Here is a 15,472-nt window from a genome sequence, read left to right as displayed (position 1 = left end):
TCATGAGCGCGCCATTCGTTCTGGCCGTTCCCTCCAAGGGCCGCCTTCAGGAAAACACCGAAGCCTTTTTCGCCCGCGCCGGGCTCAAGCTGTCGAAGGCCGGCGGCGCCCGCGACTATCGCGGCGCCATCGCGGGTCTCGACAATGTCGAGGTCGCCTATCTCTCGGCGAGCGAGATCGCCTCGCAACTCTCCCGCGGTTTTGCGCATCTCGGCGTCACCGGGGAAGATCTGGTGCGCGAGAACATCGCGGACGCCGACAAGCGCGTGTCGCTGATCGAGGGGCTCGGCTTCGGCTATGCCGATGTCGTCGTCGCGGTGCCGCAGGCCTGGATCGACGTCCGCACCATGGCCGACCTCGACGACGTCACCACCGGCTTCCGCGAGCAACATCACATGCGGATGCGGGTCGCGACCAAGTTCATCAATCTGACCCGCGCCTTTTTCCAGAGCCACGGCATCACGGACTACCGCATCGTCGAAAGCGCCGGCGCGACCGAAGGCGCGCCCGGGGCGGGCAGTGCCGAGCTGATCGTCGACATCACGACGACCGGTGCGACGCTCGCCGCCAATGGCTTGCGGGTGCTCGACGATGGAGTGATCCTGCGCAGCCAGGCCAATCTGGTCGCCTCCAAAGAGGCCGACTGGTCGTCGCAGGCACGCGAGACTGCGCGCGTCATCCTCGATCACATTGCGGCGCGAGCCCGCGCCAACAAGTACCGCGAGGTCCGCACCCGCTTTCGGCAGTGCGACGCCGCCCTGCTCGGCGAGGCCCACAGCCGGTTCGGCGTCGCGGCCCCGTTTGGCGGACCGACCTCGTCAGGCATGCTGACGCTGCACTGTCCCCCGGGCCAGCTCTATGCGCTGGCGAGCTTCCTGCGCGAGCATGGCGCCGAGACCGTCTCGGTGGTTTCGCTCGACTACGTGTTCGACCGGGAGAATCCGCTGTTCGCCAAGCTCGAGGCCTTCCTGGGGCGGTGAGCCTCAGTTTCGTTCAGCGTAGCGACAGCAAACCGCAGCTACCATATGCTGTTGATAAGACCTAAACGCCTTGGAACCTTGAACGATGACGCTGGGCTCTGACGTTTCCGGCATGACGACCACCGCGGCCAGCGCCGCCGCGAAGGGACTGTCGATTGTCGTCCCCGTCTACAATGAGGCGGCGGGCCTCGCCGCCCTGCACCAGCGGATCTGCGAACTCGCGAAGACCTTGCGGCAGCGCTATCGCCTGGCCTGCGAGGTCGTCTATGTCGACGACGGCAGCGCGGATGCGACGCTGTCGATCGCCCGCAGCCTGCCGGCTGACGCAATCGGCGTCCAGGTGGTCTCGCTGTCGCGCAATTTCGGCAAGGAGGCGGCGCTGATGGCCGGCCTCGACCATGCCCGGCTCGGCGCCGTCATGTTCATGGACGGCGACGGCCAGCATCCGCCGGCCCTGGTCGAGCAGCTGGTGCGGCACTGGATCGATGACGGCTACGACGTCGTCTATACCGCCAAGGCGCATCGCGACAACGAAAGCTTCCTGCGCCGGCTCGCCGTGCACGGCTTCTACGCCCTGATCAATTGGGGCGCGCGGCAGAAGATTCCCGAGGACGCCGGCGATTTCCGCCTGCTCTCGCCGCGGGCGGTCGCAGCGCTGAGACAGCTGCCGGAGCGTAACCGCTTCTTCAAGGGACTGGCCAGCTGGATCGGCTTTCGCCAGATCCGCGTCGACTACGAACCGGCGCCGCGCGCCCATGGCGCCACCACCTTCAACGCCGCACGCCTGCTCGGCCTGTCGATCGAGGGCCTGACCTCATTCTCGGTCGCTCCCTTGCGCTTCGCCAGCCTGCTCGGCGTGGTGCTCGCCGGGATCGCCTTCCTGTTCGGCCTCTCGATCCTCTGGGAGGTGTTCACGACTGGCAAGCAGGTGCCCGGCTATCCCTCGCTCGTGGTCGGCCTGATGACCATCGGCGGCGTGCAGCTCATCATGATCGGCATCGTCGGCGAATATATCGGCAAGATCCTCTCCGAGCTAAAGGCGCGCCCGATCTACTTCGTCGCCGAGCACAGCGAAAAGCGCTTCGAGACCGACAACGCCGACGACGCTTCGAAGCGGACGGCGGCCGAATGAGCGCGGCCGCGAGTCTGCGGCGAATCTGGCTCTGCGCCGACGATTACGGTATCAGCGCGGGCGTCAATCGCGCCATCCGCGACCTGATCGAACGCGGCCGCCTCAACGCCACGTCGGTGATGATGGTGGGACCTGCGATCGCGCGCAGCGAGATCGAAGCGCTGGAGGCGGCAGCCAAATCGAGCCCGCATTGCGCGATCGGCCTCCACGTGACGCTGTCGGCACCGTTCCGGCCGCTCACCATGCATTTCCGTCCACTCGACGGCGACATGTTCTTGGCCTTTCCGAAGCTGCTGCGCGCCGCACTGATGCGACGGCTCGACCGCGAATTCTTTCGCAACGAGGTGAAGGCGCAGCTCGCAGCTTTCATGGAAGCATTCGGGCGTGCGCCCGACTTCGTCGACGGCCACCAGCACGTCCAGCTCTATCCGCAGGTGCGCGACGGCTTTGTCGATGCCGTTAGCGAGACCGCACCGAACGCTTGGGTACGCCAGGGCGGCCGCAACCTGCCGCTGGCGCGGCGGCTGGCCTCACCAAAGGCCATGGTGCTCGATATCCTCAGTGCCCAATTCCGCCGCCGCGCCGGCAGCGCCGGCCTCAGCTTCAATCCAGGCTTCGCCGGCGCTTACGACTTCACGCGGGCGGCCGATTTCGGCGCATTGATGCGGCAGTTCCTGGAAGGCCTCCCCGACGGTGGTCTCGTGATGTGTCATCCCGGATTCGTCGATGAAGTCCTTGTTGGCCTCGACCCGATGACGGATGTGCGCGAACGCGAGCACGCTTATCTCGCCAGCGACGCATTCCCACGTCTGCTAGCGGACAGTGGCGTCACGCTGGGGTGAAATCGCCGAAACGGCGGTGCGAGGCAGCTTGTCGCATACCGAAATTTAATCCGGCCGGCACTGTTGGGGCCACAATGGAACCCTACATCTGCCTCGCGCTTGGTTTTGCGCGAAGGAGACAGATCATGACGCCGCAGGAACGCCAGCTCGTCGACGAGCTTTTCGACCGGCTTACCAAACTGGAAAATGCACCGCGCGATCCCGACGCGATCGCCGCGATCTCCGACGGCTTGCGCAAGGCACCCGGTGCGATCTACGCGCTGGTCCAGACCGTGCTGTTGCAGGACGAAGCGCTGAAGCGCGCCCACAGCCGCATCCAGGAGCTGGAAGCGGGGCAGGCGCCCGAGCAGGCGCAGTCCGGCGGCTTCCTAGATACCATGCGTGACACGCTATTCGGCGGCGGCTCGTCGCGCGGTTCTGTGCCGAACGTGCCGCCGCGCGATTCGCGGCCGGTCTGGAACAGCGGCCAGGCGATGCAGCAAGGCCAGCCGGGTTATGGTCAGCCGCCTTACGGACAAGCCTATGGCCAAGGTCCGGGTCAGGGCTATGGCGCGCCTCCTATCGGCGGTGGTGGTGGCTCGTTCCTCGGCACGGCGGCGGCGGCTGCAGCCGGCGTCGTCGGCGGCTCGCTGCTGCTCTCCAGCATCCGCGGCATGATGGGCGGACCGCATCAGCAGGCTTTTGGCGACACCAACGCCTTGGGCGACCGCAGCCCCTGGGGCGGCAGCGATCAGTCGGGCGGCTCGCTCGCGCGCGACGCGGGCCTCAATGACATCGGCTCGAATCGCGACTCCCGCCAGGGCTTCTTCGACCAGGCGTCGAACGACCGGGACAACAACAGCGATCAGAGCTACGACGACGATCGCGACGACAACATGGATCTGGCCGACGACAGCGATTTCGACGGCGGCGACGACGGCGGCAGCGATTACGCGTGAGCAATTCGCCCGATAGATGCGCAGCGGCCGCCTTTAGGCGGCCGTTTTCTTTTGCCGGATAACTCAAGCGCCCTCGCTGCCAGGTCGCGCAGAGAATCCGATCGATACATATGACTAATGCGCCTCTTGTTGCATTGCACGGAGCTGACCGGCCGGACGCGCCGAGTTCACCATGAAACACGAAATCGCCTTCTGACACGCGCGGCCGTAGACTCCCGGATTTCCAAATTTGGACATGGGTGTTCAACTTGAAGAACACGTTGCTCATGCCACACACACCGACGTGGCTGCCTCTCTGGTTATAGTTGGGGTTTTAGAAATGAGTCCACTTCAGCAGCGCATTGCAACCTTGTCCGACATGACAACACATCTCATCACCGAATTGTACGAGTTGGAGGGACTGCACGAGCGTGTCAGGAAGGCGGAGCGGTCGGCGCGGCGGTTGAACCGCTCCGCTCGCACACCGCATTCCCATTCGTCAACTCGTCGTCGCCGCTCGCTTGCCCATCGTCTCGGGTCGACGCGTCACCGCCAGCGAGCATAGACGCTAGCTGAAGGCGTACGCCGGCGGCACGCAACGCCTTCGATGCCGGGCATCGCGAGCTGGCGCGACACGCGGAGTAGTCGGCTCACATCGAGCGCATGACGCTTCACATCACCACGACCTTGGTGCCGACATTGACGCGGCTATAGAGGTCGATGACGTCCTCGTTGCGCATGCGGATGCAGCCGGAGGAGACGTTGGTGCCGATGGTCCAGGGCTCGTTGGAGCCGTGAATGCGATAGAGCGTAGAGCCCAGATACATCGCGCGGGCGCCGAGCGGATTTTCCGGGCCGCCTTCCATGTGCCGGGGCAGATCGGGGCGGCGCGCGAGCATTTCCGCCGGCGGCGTCCAGTCTGGCCATTCGCGCTTGGCCGTGATCGACTTCACGCCCGACCAGGTGAAGCCGGGACGACCCACACCGATGCCGTAACGCATTGCCCTGCCATTGCCCTCGACCAGATAGAGGAACTTGTTCGGCGTATCGACCACGATCGTGCCGGGACTTTCCTTGCCGCTATAGTCGACGAGTTGCTTCTCGAATTTCGGATCGAACGGACGCTGCCGCGGATCGACCGCGTCCTGCTGGACCGCACCTTGCGGAAGCGCGCCTTGCATCTGCGGCTCGCCCATCGGCGGCAGACGGCGCTGGTCGTAATAGGCCGGCTGCTGCTGATACACCGGCCGCTCGGGCGCGTAGGCCGGACCACGACCGGGACCGTCACCGAATAGAAACTCGATGAAGCCGCCGCCCATGTTTGAATTGGAGGCGACGCGCACTGGCGCCTGCGGTATCTGCGGCGCATAGAGCACTGCGGGCGGATCGTTCGGCATCCTGTTGTCGAAGGCGCTGGCGCTGTTTGCGCCCGCAATGACGGTGCAAGCGCTGCCGAGCAGCGCGACGGACATCTTCTTGAACATCGACGTACTCTGTACTGTTTCGTCTAGATCGCATGCCGTGGAGAGCTGGCGGCTGATCCGCGTCCCTCGGCGTGGTCAATAAAAAGCAAAAGCCGTTTTGTTTGGTAAACGGAAGCAGCGTTTGGATTCACCACGTCGTCAAGCGCGGGGCAATTTGGCGATCAGCGTTTATTTTCGGTGAATGCAGCAAGGCCATGGTTAATCGCGTCCTTGCGCGGCGGCGCGACGCCGCGCATCAGTTCCTGCTGTGAACTTCGTGTTAAATCGCTTCTGCCTACAAAGACGCGTGAGTGAGGTGGGGGAGTATCGTGATGGCTGTTCACCGCAAACGTTTCCGTGTCGAAGACATCGTCGGTGGCGAGATGCCGATTCTTGACGAAACCGAAGAGGCAATCCCGATGCACAGCGAGATCATGGCCGAGTTGCGAGCGATCCGCGCACAGATGGCGAAGGGCACTATTCCGCTGTCCGGCAGCGCCGCCATGGCGGCGATCGATGCCTCCACCACCCACGAGCTCTCCGAGGCCCGCACCATGCTCGAGACCTACCGGGCCCAGATCGAGCAGTGCGAGAAGCTGAAGGTCGAGCTCGACCTCATCCACGACGCCATCGACCGCACCAAGCGCGAGATCGCGACGCTGCACGGTAAGAGCTTCGACGGCGGCGAAATGGCCAAGGTCAATGGCGAGCTTGGCGCGGTCGTCGGCGGCACCGAGCAGGCGACCCAGCAAATCCTCGAAGCCGCCGAGTCGATCGACCAGGCGGCCAGCGCGATGTCCAAGGTGCAATCGGCCGATCAGCAGAAGCGGCTCGCCGACGACATCCAGGAACGCGTCATCTCGATCTTCGAAGCCTGCAACTTCCAGGACCTGACCGGCCAGCGCATCAGCAAGGTCATGACCACGATGAAGTTCATCGAGCAGCACATCAATGCGATGATGGAGATCTGGGGCGGCGTCGACGCGATCAAGGCCCATGTGCCCGCGCATGTCGACAACCGCAGCGAGGACGAGAAGCTCCTCAACGGCCCGAAGCTCGCCGGCGACGTCGGCCACGCCTCGCAGGACGACATCGACGCGCTGTTCGACTGAGCGGACGCGAGGATAAGAACGAGACGTCGGCCTTGGGGGCCGGCGTTCTTGTTTTTGGAGACGTCGATCGCGCGCCCTTCTTCCCTTCTCCCCTTGTGGGAGAAGGTGGCGCGAAGCGCCGGATGAGGGGTCTGTATCCGCGAACTCAAATGAAGTTGAATTTCGGGGAGAGAGACCCCTCACCCGTCTCGCCGCTGTCGCGGCGAGCCAACCTCTCCCACAAGGGGAAAGGGGAAAAGTCAATCACGCTCTCGGCGCGCAGCGGACGTAGACCATGTTGCCGTAGCGGGTGGCAGCGTCCTTGTCGATGAAACGGGTGATCAGCACGCGGCCGTCGAAGGAGATGATCTCGCGGTCCTGCTCGCCCGGCGTCGGGCCGGCCGGCCCGATGTAATTCTTGCCGCTCGGGGAGCCCTTCAGCCGCAGCTCCTGCGGGGTCGCCTGGTCGGCCAGATGCATGATCACGCCGCCGGAAGAGCCGGCGGTGATCACATAAGGATTCTTGCACTGGGCCCGGGCGGCCGCCTCGGTGCGGGCCCGGTCGGCCGGATTCTGGAACGAGGCGAGGCCCCAGCGGCCGACGATCTCGTCGGGACGGATCGTTGCGGGCATCTCCGGACCGGTGCCGGGCTCAGCCTCGGGCGGCGGCGAAGACGACGAGAAGGACGGCAGGCTCATGCCGCCGCCGCAGGCGCCCAGCAATAGCGCCAGGCAAGTCGCGGCGGCCAGATTGGCAACCGTGCGCGCGCGAGCTGAATTGATCATGGCATTCCCCCGAACAAGACCATGGCCGCACCCCTGCCGCAGCCAAGCGCAAAACCGCTGCCGGAGCAATGCCGTCGTTTGATACGCCGGCGCCCCGAACGAGTTTCCAATGCCACCATCCTATATCCGCCTCACCAATCGCTTAACCACCTTTGCTTGACAGGATCGCGGCCAAGCCATATTTCCGGGCGCACTATTAGCACTCGGAAAGCCCGATTGCTAAGCGCGCCGTCCGCTCCTCGGCAAGAGGGTGGGCGGAAGCGCCGCCCCAACCCACTTCCACTACTTCCGAAGCGAGCCTCCAAAGGGAAACGTCATGGCTAAATCCAAATTTCGTCCGCTGCATGACCGTGTCGTGGTTAAACGTATCGACGCCGAGGAAAAGACCAAGGGCGGCATCATCATTCCCGACACTGCCAAGGAAAAGCCCTCCCAGGGCGAAATCGTCGCCGTCGGACCCGGCGGCCGCGACGAGACCGGCAAGCTGATCCCGATCGACCTCAAGGTCGGCGACCGCGTGCTGTTCGGCAAGTGGTCGGGCACCGAGGTCAAGATCGAGAACGAAGAGCTCCTGATCATGAAGGAGTCGGACATCATGGGCGTGCTGGCCTAAGACCAACCGCCTGAACGGCCGCTGAATATCCCTACTGTCATGCCCGGGCCTGACCCGGGCATCCATCATTCTTCGCTTGAAGATGGATTGCCGGGTCGAGCCCGGTAATGACGAAGGGAAGCGCGGCAGACACAACACCAAACACGAGAGACTGCAGATATGGCTGCCAAAGACGTCAAGTTTTCCGGAGACGCGCGCGATCGCATGCTGCGCGGCGTCGACATTCTCGCCAACGCCGTCAAGGTGACGCTCGGCCCGAAGGGCCGCAACGTCGTCATCGAGAAGAGTTTTGGCGCACCCCGCATCACCAAGGACGGCGTCACCGTCGCCAAGGAGATCGAGCTCGAGGACAAGTTCGAGAACATGGGCGCCCAGATGGTGCGTGAGGTCGCCTCCAAGACCAACGACCTCGCCGGTGACGGCACCACCACCGCAACCGTGCTGGCCCAGGCCATCGTGCGCGAAGGCGCCAAGGCGGTTGCCGCCGGCATGAACCCGATGGACCTCAAGCGCGGCATCGACATCGCGGTTGCCGCGGTAGTCAAGGACATCGAAAAGCGCGCCAAGCCGGTCGCCGCCTCCTCCGAGGTTGCCCAGGTCGGCACCATCTCGGCCAACGGCGATGCCGCCATCGGCAAGATGATCGCCCAGGCGATGCAGAAGGTCGGCAACGAGGGCGTCATCACCGTCGAGGAGAACAAGTCGCTCGACACCGAAGTCGACATCGTCGAGGGCATGAAGTTCGACCGCGGCTATCTCAGCCCCTACTTCGTCACCAATGCCGAGAAGATGACCGCCGAGCTCGAGGACGCCTACATCCTCCTGCACGAGAAGAAGCTCTCGGGCCTGCAGGCCATGCTGCCGGTGCTCGAAGCCGTGGTGCAGTCCGGCAAGCCGCTCGTCATCATCGCCGAGGACGTCGAGGGCGAGGCATTGGCCACCCTGGTCGTGAACCGCCTGCGCGGCGGCCTCAAGGTCGCAGCCGTCAAGGCGCCGGGCTTCGGCGACCGCCGCAAGGCCATGCTCGAGGACATCGCGATCCTCACCGGCGGCCAGCTGATCTCCGAGGAGCTCGGCATCAAGCTCGAAAACGTCACGGTGAAGATGCTCGGCCGCGCCAAGAAGGTGGTGATCGACAAGGAGAACACCACGATCGTCAACGGCGCCGGCAAGAAGCCCGACATCGAGGCCCGCGTCGGCCAGATCAAGGCTCAGATCGAGGAGACCACCTCGGACTACGACCGTGAGAAGCTCCAGGAGCGCCTCGCCAAGCTCGCCGGCGGCGTCGCGGTGATCCGCGTCGGCGGCGCGACTGAGATCGAGGTCAAGGAGAAGAAGGACCGCGTTGAGGACGCGCTCAACGCCACCCGCGCCGCGGTGCAGGAAGGCATCGTGCCCGGCGGTGGCGTTGCGCTGCTGCGCGCCAAGAAGGCGGTCGGCCGCCTCTCCAACGCCAATGCGGACGTCCAGGCCGGCATCAACATCGTGCTGAAGGCGCTCGAAGCCCCGATCCGCCAGATCTCCGAGAACGCGGGCGTGGAAGGCTCGATCGTCGTCGGCAATATCCTGGAGAACAAGTCCGAGACCTTCGGCTTCGACGCCCAGACCGAGGCCTATGTCGACATGGTCGAGAAGGGCATCATCGATCCCGCCAAGGTGGTCCGCACCGCGCTGCAGGACGCCTCCTCCGTGGCCGGCCTGCTGGTGACCACCGAGGCCATGGTCGCCGAGACGCCGAAGAAGGAAGCGCCGCCCGCCATGCCGGCCGGCGGCGGCATGGGCGGCTTCTAACGCCCATCTCACCTTACAATGTTGCGAAGGCCGCCTCCGGGCGGCCTTCTTTTTTGCCGACCCTGCCCCTCCGCTTTCCGATTCAACCGGCGGCCAAAACCCACTACGGTGGCGCCGATTCTGATGGCTCGAGGATTTCGTCGATGCGCGCGCTCCTGGTTTGTTCGACCGCCCTTTTGGCAGCCTTGCTCGCCGTTTCGCCTGAGGTCGCTTCCGCCCAGATGAAGCTATCACCGAAGGCCACGACGCCGGGTGGAACCGAGACGCGCTATTTCACGTCGATCGACGGGCTGATGGACGGTAATGCCGACGCGATCCTGAAGGAGACGCGTCAGGGTAAGACGGTCACGGCGGCCGTGCTCGACGTCTGCTATCCGATGGCGAAGAATTCCGACCGCAAGGACCGCTTCGTCGTCAATCTTCAGGTTGCAGGCCAGAACCTGACGGGCACGACGCAGAGCCTCGGCGCGAAGGCACCCGTCAGTGTCAAGCTGCTGCGCAAGCAGGTCGGGGACATGTTCGAATTCCGCGGTCAGATCACGATCGGACAGGTCGTGACCGAGGTCACCTCGTCCGACAATTCCGATCTCAGCGAGAAGGAATTCCTGGACAACCAGACCTCCGATGACGGCATCACGCCGCAGCCGAAGGATTTCACCGACGTCTCGCCGGAGGCGATCGCGGTCAAGGTCAAGCTCGATGCCGCGACCGACTTCCTGAAGAGCCTGAAGGGCCAGGAGGTCGAGGTGACGCTGGCCAGCCTCAATGTCAGCTGCGACGCCCTGCGCGCCGGTGAGCAGACCATCAACATGTCCGTCGATCCGGAGCGCGCGGGCGCACTGCTGGCAAAGTTCAAGACGATGCCCGGCGTCACCGCCGCCGGGTGGACCGCGGGCATGACCGAGATGGACCGCACCATCCGCTTCCCCGCCGCCGACTGGCGCGACGGCGACAAGATCAACCGCGACAAGCTCGCGACCGCGGTTGCGGGCGTGCTGAGCAGGACGCTCGCGGCAAAGCCGGTCTCACAGAGCTTCAACCCCGCCACCGGCAAGCTCAAGCTGGTGTTCAAGCGGCCGAACCAGGATCACCCGGCGCTAGAGCTCACCGACACGATCGAGGTCGCAGGGCTCGTTTCGCCCGACAAGCCCGGCACGACCGACAAGCTGATGCTCTGGATCGGCAGCCCCGCGACGACCACGGCCGATGAGAGCGCCGGCGCCAGGCTCAATCTGTCCGACGACGCGAGCCCCGACGAAGAAGGCGATCTGCCCGACGACAACGGCTCGATCGAGGCGCTTGCCAGGGAGCTGAAGGGTCAGCGCTGGGACGCCGACAAGTCGGTGTGGAAGTGACGAAGTCATTCCGGGGCGACGCACCAGCGTCGAACCATGGTGCGCAATCGCGCCCCTGAATCTCGCGCCACAATCTGCAGATTCCGGGTTCACGTTTCGCGCGCCTCACGCTCAATTCCCGTTGACGCGAAAGCGCAGCGGCTTGGGACCGACCAGCGTGAGCACCTCGCCCTGGCGCTTCCAAGTCTCGACGCTGCCGAGCGCGGCCACGAGATCGTCGTCGGCCTGCGCCTTCGCAGGCGGACAGGACCGGTCCTGGATCTGGCCGGGGACGAAGATCACGGTGTTGCCGGCGACCGAGAACTGGCCCTTGCCGCCCTTGCACCAGAGCTCCAGCACGACCTCGCCATTGTCGCCGATCTCGATGTTCGGTATCCGCTTCGACCCGGGCTGCGGCAGCGCTTCCAGCGTCATCTCGGTGCCGAACGGGAACCCCTCCTCGGCACGCGCAAGCGTGGACATCGCGAACATTGCCACTGCCGCACACGTCAATCGTTTGAGCGAAACCATGAGACCTCTCGACCACCTGACTTGCCGCACCTTCTATAAGACGGCGACGCCCTTGAGAAGTTCGCGCAGGCGGATGTAGATGCAAAAATCCCCGCGAGGCGAACCGCGCGGGGATTTGCGTCGCAGCCTGGCGCCGATGGCTACTTCAGCACCAGGGCCGTGAACGGCCAGACATAGGCCTGCAACGTCACGAGCACACCGACGAGGCAGGCGAGCACGATCGAGTGCCAGAACACGAAGCGCAGGATGGTGCCCTCGTGGCCGTACCAGTTGGTCGCAGTGGAGGCGACCACGATGGACTGCGCGTCGATCATCTTGCCCATCACGCCGCCGGAGGAGTTCGCCGCGGCCATCAGGACCGGCGACAGGCCGAGCTGCTCGGAGGTGATCTTCTGCAGGTTTCCGAACAGCACGTTGGAGGCGGTGTCCGATCCCGTCAGTGCGACGCCCAGCCAGCCGAGCAGCGTGCCGAAGAAGGGATAGAGCACGCCGGTTGCCGCGAAGGCGAGACCGAGCGTCGCGTCGACACCGGATAGCCGGGTCAGCGTCCCGATCGCGAGCATCGCCGAGATCGTGATCAGCGAGATCGCGCACAGCCGGATGGTGCGGCCGTATTCGGTCAGGAGCCGGCCGGGACCGACGCCCATCAGGAAGCCGGAGATGATCGCCGCGATCAGCATGCCCGTGCCGGTGAAGGACAGATAGGTGAAGGCGAACACCGCGCTTTCCTTGGTCGGCCCTGGCGCGACCGGCGGCATCTTGTTGATCATCTGGTGCAGCTCGGGCACGGGATAGTTCCAGGTGAAGATCGAGTTCGCCCAGCCCTTGAAGGCGCCGCTGCCCCAGACCAGCATCACGATGCAGACGATGATCCACGGCAGCAACGCATTAAACAGCTCGCCCTGCGTGAGTGGCGTCTTGTCGAGCGGCTTTGCCGCCGCCATCGTCGAGGCCGATTCGTCGCGGCCGCGCAGCGCCGGCGATAACCAGAGCTGCTTCGGCTGCCACACCTTCAGGAACAGGATCAGCGCGCCCATCGAGATCAGCGAGGCCCCGATGTCGACGATCCAGGGATTGATGTAATTGGAGATGACGAATTGCGGGATCGCGAACGACACGCCCGTGACGAGGATCGCCGGCCAGACGTCCTTCATGCCCCTCCAGCCCGCGAACGCCCACACCACCCAGAACGGCACGATCAGGGAGAAGAACGGCAATTGCCGGCCGACCATCGCACCCAAGGTATAGGGATCGAGCCCGGTGACGGAGGCAAGGCCCTGGATCGGCGTGCCCAGCGCGCCATAGGCGACCGGTGCGGTGTTGGCGATCAGCGACAGGCCGGAAGCCGCGAGCGGCGAGAAGCCGAGGCCGATCAGCACCGCACCCGTGATCGCGACCGGCGTGCCGAAGCCCGAAGCGCCCTCGAAGAATGCGCCGAACGAGAACGCGATCAGCAACAATTGCAGCCGCCGATCTTCGGTGACGCCGCCGACCGCGCGCTTCAAGAGCTCGAAGCGCCCGGTGGTCACCGTCACCTGGTAGAGGAAGATGACGTTGAGGACGATCCAGCCGATGGGGAAGAACCCTGTGACGATGCCCAGCACGGAGGCGCGGATCGACATGTTCGCGGGCATGGTAAAGACGAAAATCGTGATCAGGTTGGTCACGATCACGGCGATGATTGCGGCGATGTGGGCCTGGACGCGCCCGCTCGCGATCAGGACCAGCAGCGTGACGACGGGCACCGCTGCCGCGATCGTCGACAGCACCGGGCTGTGCAGCGGATCATAGATTTGATTCCACATGGTCTTCCTCCCCCACGCATGTTGCGGCAGGCGACTCGCGTGGAGAGCCGATCCTGCTTGACGCTGGAAGCGATAACCCCCGAGCTGGACGCGAATTCCTCGCGAATGCGGCGGTTCCCGTCCGCTCACAAGCTCGCGAAACCCTGTTCACCCCGCCCTGCGCCGTCGAGCCCCATGCTAGGGTTGCAAGCTGCGACAAGCCAACGCAAATTGCAGATCTTGCGACTTTAGTCTAAGCGCGCCCGTTTCCGCCATTGCCTCAGCCATTTGGCTCCGGGCCGTTATGCACATCCCCTCTAGGAGACCCCGCTCTGTGAACAACATCCGCGCCACGCTCGCGATCGTCTGGCGAATCGCCGGCCCCTATTTCCGATCGGAGGACAAATGGGCCGGCCGCGGCCTGCTCGCCGCCGTCATCGCCATGGAGCTGGCGCTGGTGGCGATCAATGTTCTCGTCAGTCAGTGGCAGAACCGATTCTTCAGTGCGGTCCAGGGATATGAATTGGACCGGTTCGTCAGAGAGATTTGGATCTTTCTCGGCCTTGCTTTCACCTTCGTCGCACTGGCGGTCTACAAGCTCTACCTGAACCAGTGGCTCCAGATTCGCTGGCGACGGTGGCTGACGCAGCATTATCTCGGCGAATGGCTGAGCGGCTCGACGCATTACCGCATCCAGCTCAAGGGCGACCCCGCCGACAACCCGGATCAGCGCATCACCGAGGACGTCAAGAATTTCGTCGAGCAGACCTTGACCCTCGGGCTCGGCCTGCTGTCGTCGATCGTGACGCTGGCCTCGTTCGTCGTCATCCTCTGGGGTCTGTCGGACAAGGCGCCGCTGCACATTTACGGCACAGACATCATCGTCCCCGGTTTTCTGGTCTGGTGTGCGCTGGTCTACGCGATCCTGGGTACGGCGCTGACGCACTGGATCGGTGGCCCGCTGATCAACCTCAATTTCGAGCAGCAGCGCTTTGAGGCCGACTTCCGCTTCAACCTGATCCGCGTGCGCGAAAATTCCGAGCAGATCGCACTTTTGAAAGGTGAGAGCGCGGAGCGAGGGAATTTGCTGCAGCGCTTTGGTTTCGTCATCGGCAACTGGTACGCGATCATGAGCCGGACCAAGCGCCTGACCGCCTTCACGGCAAGCTACAGCCAGGCTGCAGTGATCTTTCCCTATGTGGTCGTTGCTCCGGCTTACTTCGCCAAGAGAATTCAGCTCGGCGACATGATGCAAACTGGCTCGGCGTTCAGCAGCGTGCAAGATGCGCTCTCTTTTTTCGTCACAGCCTATCGCTCGCTCGCGGAATGGCGCTCGGTGATTGCCCGTCTCGACGGTTTCGAGATGTCGGTCAAGTCGGCGGCCCACACGGCGACGCGCGAGCCGACCATCGGCGTTGCACCATCGAGCGGCAAGGCAATCGGTCTCGATCAGTTGCTGGTAAAGCTGCCGAACGGCGAGCCGCTTGTTGCGGCCGATGCCTTCGCGATCCAGCCGGCGGAGCGCGTGCTGGTGACCGGGCCGTCGGGCTCCGGGAAATCCACGCTGTTCCGGGCCATCGCCGGAATCTGGCCGTTCGGCACCGGAACCATCGCGATTCCCGAGAAGGCCAAGCTAATGATGCTGCCGCAGCGGCCGTATTTTCCGATCGGCCCGCTCGGCGACGCCGTAATCTACCCCGCAGGGCGTGGCGCGATCGCACCCGAGAAGATCGCAGAGGCGCTGAACGCGGTCGGCATGCCGCGGCTGGCAAAGCGGCTCGACGAGAACGGTCACTGGAATCGGATGCTCTCGCTCGGCGAGCAGCAGCGCCTCGGGCTCGCCCGCGCGCTCTTGCATGTGCCGGATTATCTGTTCCTGGACGAGGCCACCGCCTCGCTCGACGAACCCTCCGAGGCCCGGCTCTACCGGCTGCTCGCTGAGAAGCTACCGCAGACCACCATCGTCTCGATCGGCCACCGCTCGACGCTCGACGCTTTCCACACCCGCAAGGTGGCGCTGGTGAAGGACGGTGCGATCCACGTCCTCGGCGGCGAACGGGCTGCAGCGGAGCCGAGCGCGGCGCGTTGAGGCGCAGGGCAATCCCTACTGCGTTCTCGTCAGAACGGATGCCGAGTCTGCCTCGCGACAAGGCGCCAGCGGCTTTTCACCGGTGTTTCTGCGTCGCCACGGCCGGGCTTGCCCCGGCC

13 protein-coding genes are annotated in these 15,472 nt (G+C 64.5%); 9 read left to right on the top strand and 4 right to left on the bottom strand.

Features of this window, described 5'->3' with window-relative positions; genetic code table 11:
- Positions 1 to 2 precede the first annotated feature (2 nt).
- From hisG to IVB12_RS12965, 4 genes are all read left to right on the top strand, one after another.
- Complete coding sequence (gene hisG / locus IVB12_RS12980; RefSeq protein WP_247299369.1) at positions 3 to 980, top strand: ATP phosphoribosyltransferase; 978 nt, start codon at positions 3 to 5, stop codon at positions 978 to 980.
- A gap of 85 nt (positions 981 to 1,065) precedes the next feature.
- The gene (locus IVB12_RS12975) at positions 1,066 to 2,112 is read left to right on the top strand and encodes a glycosyltransferase family 2 protein (protein ID WP_247277602.1); all 1,047 of its coding nucleotides are present in this window, start codon (positions 1,066 to 1,068) and stop codon (positions 2,110 to 2,112) included.
- Positions 2,109 to 2,954, top strand: coding sequence for a ChbG/HpnK family deacetylase (locus tag IVB12_RS12970; protein ID WP_247299367.1), 846 nt, complete (start codon positions 2,109 to 2,111; stop codon positions 2,952 to 2,954). Before IVB12_RS12975 ends, IVB12_RS12970 begins: the two co-directional genes overlap by 4 nt.
- Positions 2,955 to 3,079: 125 nt before the next feature.
- Entirely contained in the window at positions 3,080 to 3,892 is an 813-nt protein-coding gene (locus IVB12_RS12965; protein ID WP_247299366.1) for a DUF2076 domain-containing protein, read from the top strand.
- A gap of 650 nt (positions 3,893 to 4,542) precedes the next feature.
- Here IVB12_RS12965 and IVB12_RS12960 read toward each other — a convergent pair.
- Positions 4,543 to 5,355 (bottom strand): L,D-transpeptidase, encoded by an 813-nt coding sequence (locus IVB12_RS12960; protein ID WP_247299364.1) that lies wholly within the window; start codon positions 5,353 to 5,355, stop codon positions 4,543 to 4,545.
- A 311-nt stretch (positions 5,356 to 5,666) separates the two neighbouring features.
- Here IVB12_RS12960 and IVB12_RS12955 point away from each other — a divergent pair, with 311 nt between their 5' ends.
- Entirely contained in the window at positions 5,667 to 6,446 is a 780-nt protein-coding gene (locus IVB12_RS12955) for a protein phosphatase CheZ (protein WP_247277606.1), read from the top strand.
- Between the two features lie 243 nt (positions 6,447 to 6,689).
- Here the strand turns inward: IVB12_RS12955 and IVB12_RS12950 are convergent, their stop codons facing one another.
- Positions 6,690 to 7,211 carry a hypothetical protein gene (locus IVB12_RS12950; protein WP_247299362.1) on the bottom strand — a complete coding sequence of 174 codons (522 nt, stop codon included), beginning with the start codon at positions 7,209 to 7,211 and terminating at the stop codon, positions 6,690 to 6,692.
- A gap of 316 nt (positions 7,212 to 7,527) precedes the next feature.
- On the opposite strand from IVB12_RS12950, the gene IVB12_RS12945 reads away from it, so the two are divergent.
- The 3 genes from IVB12_RS12945 (at position 7,528) to IVB12_RS12935 (ending at position 10,970) form a co-directional block, all read left to right on the top strand.
- Entirely contained in the window at positions 7,528 to 7,824 is a 297-nt protein-coding gene (locus tag IVB12_RS12945; RefSeq protein WP_247299361.1) for a co-chaperone GroES, read from the top strand.
- A gap of 159 nt (positions 7,825 to 7,983) precedes the next feature.
- Positions 7,984 to 9,615: a chaperonin GroEL gene (gene groL / locus IVB12_RS12940; RefSeq protein WP_247299360.1), complete on the top strand. Its 1,632-nt coding sequence runs from the start codon at positions 7,984 to 7,986 to the stop codon at positions 9,613 to 9,615.
- A 143-nt stretch (positions 9,616 to 9,758) separates the two neighbouring features.
- On the top strand, positions 9,759 to 10,970 hold the full coding sequence (locus IVB12_RS12935) for a hypothetical protein (RefSeq protein ID WP_247299359.1): 1,212 nt from the start codon (positions 9,759 to 9,761) through the stop codon (positions 10,968 to 10,970).
- A gap of 111 nt (positions 10,971 to 11,081) precedes the next feature.
- Here the strand turns inward: IVB12_RS12935 and IVB12_RS12930 are convergent, their stop codons facing one another.
- Both IVB12_RS12930 and IVB12_RS12925 read right to left on the bottom strand, forming a co-directional pair.
- Complete coding sequence (locus IVB12_RS12930) at positions 11,082 to 11,480, bottom strand: META domain-containing protein (RefSeq protein WP_247299358.1); 399 nt, start codon at positions 11,478 to 11,480, stop codon at positions 11,082 to 11,084.
- Positions 11,481 to 11,620: 140 nt separating this feature from the next.
- The gene (locus IVB12_RS12925; protein WP_247299357.1) at positions 11,621 to 13,285 is read right to left on the bottom strand and encodes an L-lactate permease; all 1,665 of its coding nucleotides are present in this window, start codon (positions 13,283 to 13,285) and stop codon (positions 11,621 to 11,623) included.
- Between the two features lie 313 nt (positions 13,286 to 13,598).
- On the opposite strand from IVB12_RS12925, the gene IVB12_RS12920 reads away from it, so the two are divergent.
- A complete protein-coding gene (locus IVB12_RS12920; protein WP_247299356.1) occupies positions 13,599 to 15,353 on the top strand; it encodes an ABC transporter ATP-binding protein/permease in 1,755 nt (584 codons plus the stop codon).
- The last annotated feature ends 119 nt before the right edge of the window (positions 15,354 to 15,472 follow it).

The sequence above is a fragment of the Bradyrhizobium sp. 179 genome, from assembly GCF_023073535.1.
Taxonomy (GTDB): domain Bacteria; phylum Pseudomonadota; class Alphaproteobacteria; order Rhizobiales; family Xanthobacteraceae; genus Bradyrhizobium.
This window is presented reverse-complemented; position numbering and strand designations above follow the sequence as displayed.

Coding starts and splice junctions, on each gene's coding strand:
- IVB12_RS12970 (WP_247299367.1), top strand. CDS start 2,109: ATGAGCGCGGCCGCGAGTCTGCGGCGAATCTGGCTCTGCGCCGACGAT.
- IVB12_RS12945 (WP_247299361.1), top strand. CDS start 7,528: ATGGCTAAATCCAAATTTCGTCCGCTGCATGACCGTGTCGTGGTTAAA.
- IVB12_RS12950 (WP_247299362.1), bottom strand. CDS start 7,211: ATGATCAATTCAGCTCGCGCGCGCACGGTTGCCAATCTGGCCGCCGCG.
- IVB12_RS12975 (WP_247277602.1), top strand. CDS start 1,066: ATGACGCTGGGCTCTGACGTTTCCGGCATGACGACCACCGCGGCCAGC.
- IVB12_RS12930 (WP_247299358.1), bottom strand. CDS start 11,480: ATGGTTTCGCTCAAACGATTGACGTGTGCGGCAGTGGCAATGTTCGCG.
- hisG (WP_247299369.1), top strand. CDS start 3: ATGAGCGCGCCATTCGTTCTGGCCGTTCCCTCCAAGGGCCGCCTTCAG.
- IVB12_RS12955 (WP_247277606.1), top strand. CDS start 5,667: ATGGCTGTTCACCGCAAACGTTTCCGTGTCGAAGACATCGTCGGTGGC.
- IVB12_RS12935 (WP_247299359.1), top strand. CDS start 9,759: ATGCGCGCGCTCCTGGTTTGTTCGACCGCCCTTTTGGCAGCCTTGCTC.
- groL (WP_247299360.1), top strand. CDS start 7,984: ATGGCTGCCAAAGACGTCAAGTTTTCCGGAGACGCGCGCGATCGCATG.
- IVB12_RS12925 (WP_247299357.1), bottom strand. CDS start 13,285: ATGTGGAATCAAATCTATGATCCGCTGCACAGCCCGGTGCTGTCGACG.
- IVB12_RS12965 (WP_247299366.1), top strand. CDS start 3,080: ATGACGCCGCAGGAACGCCAGCTCGTCGACGAGCTTTTCGACCGGCTT.
- IVB12_RS12960 (WP_247299364.1), bottom strand. CDS start 5,355: ATGTTCAAGAAGATGTCCGTCGCGCTGCTCGGCAGCGCTTGCACCGTC.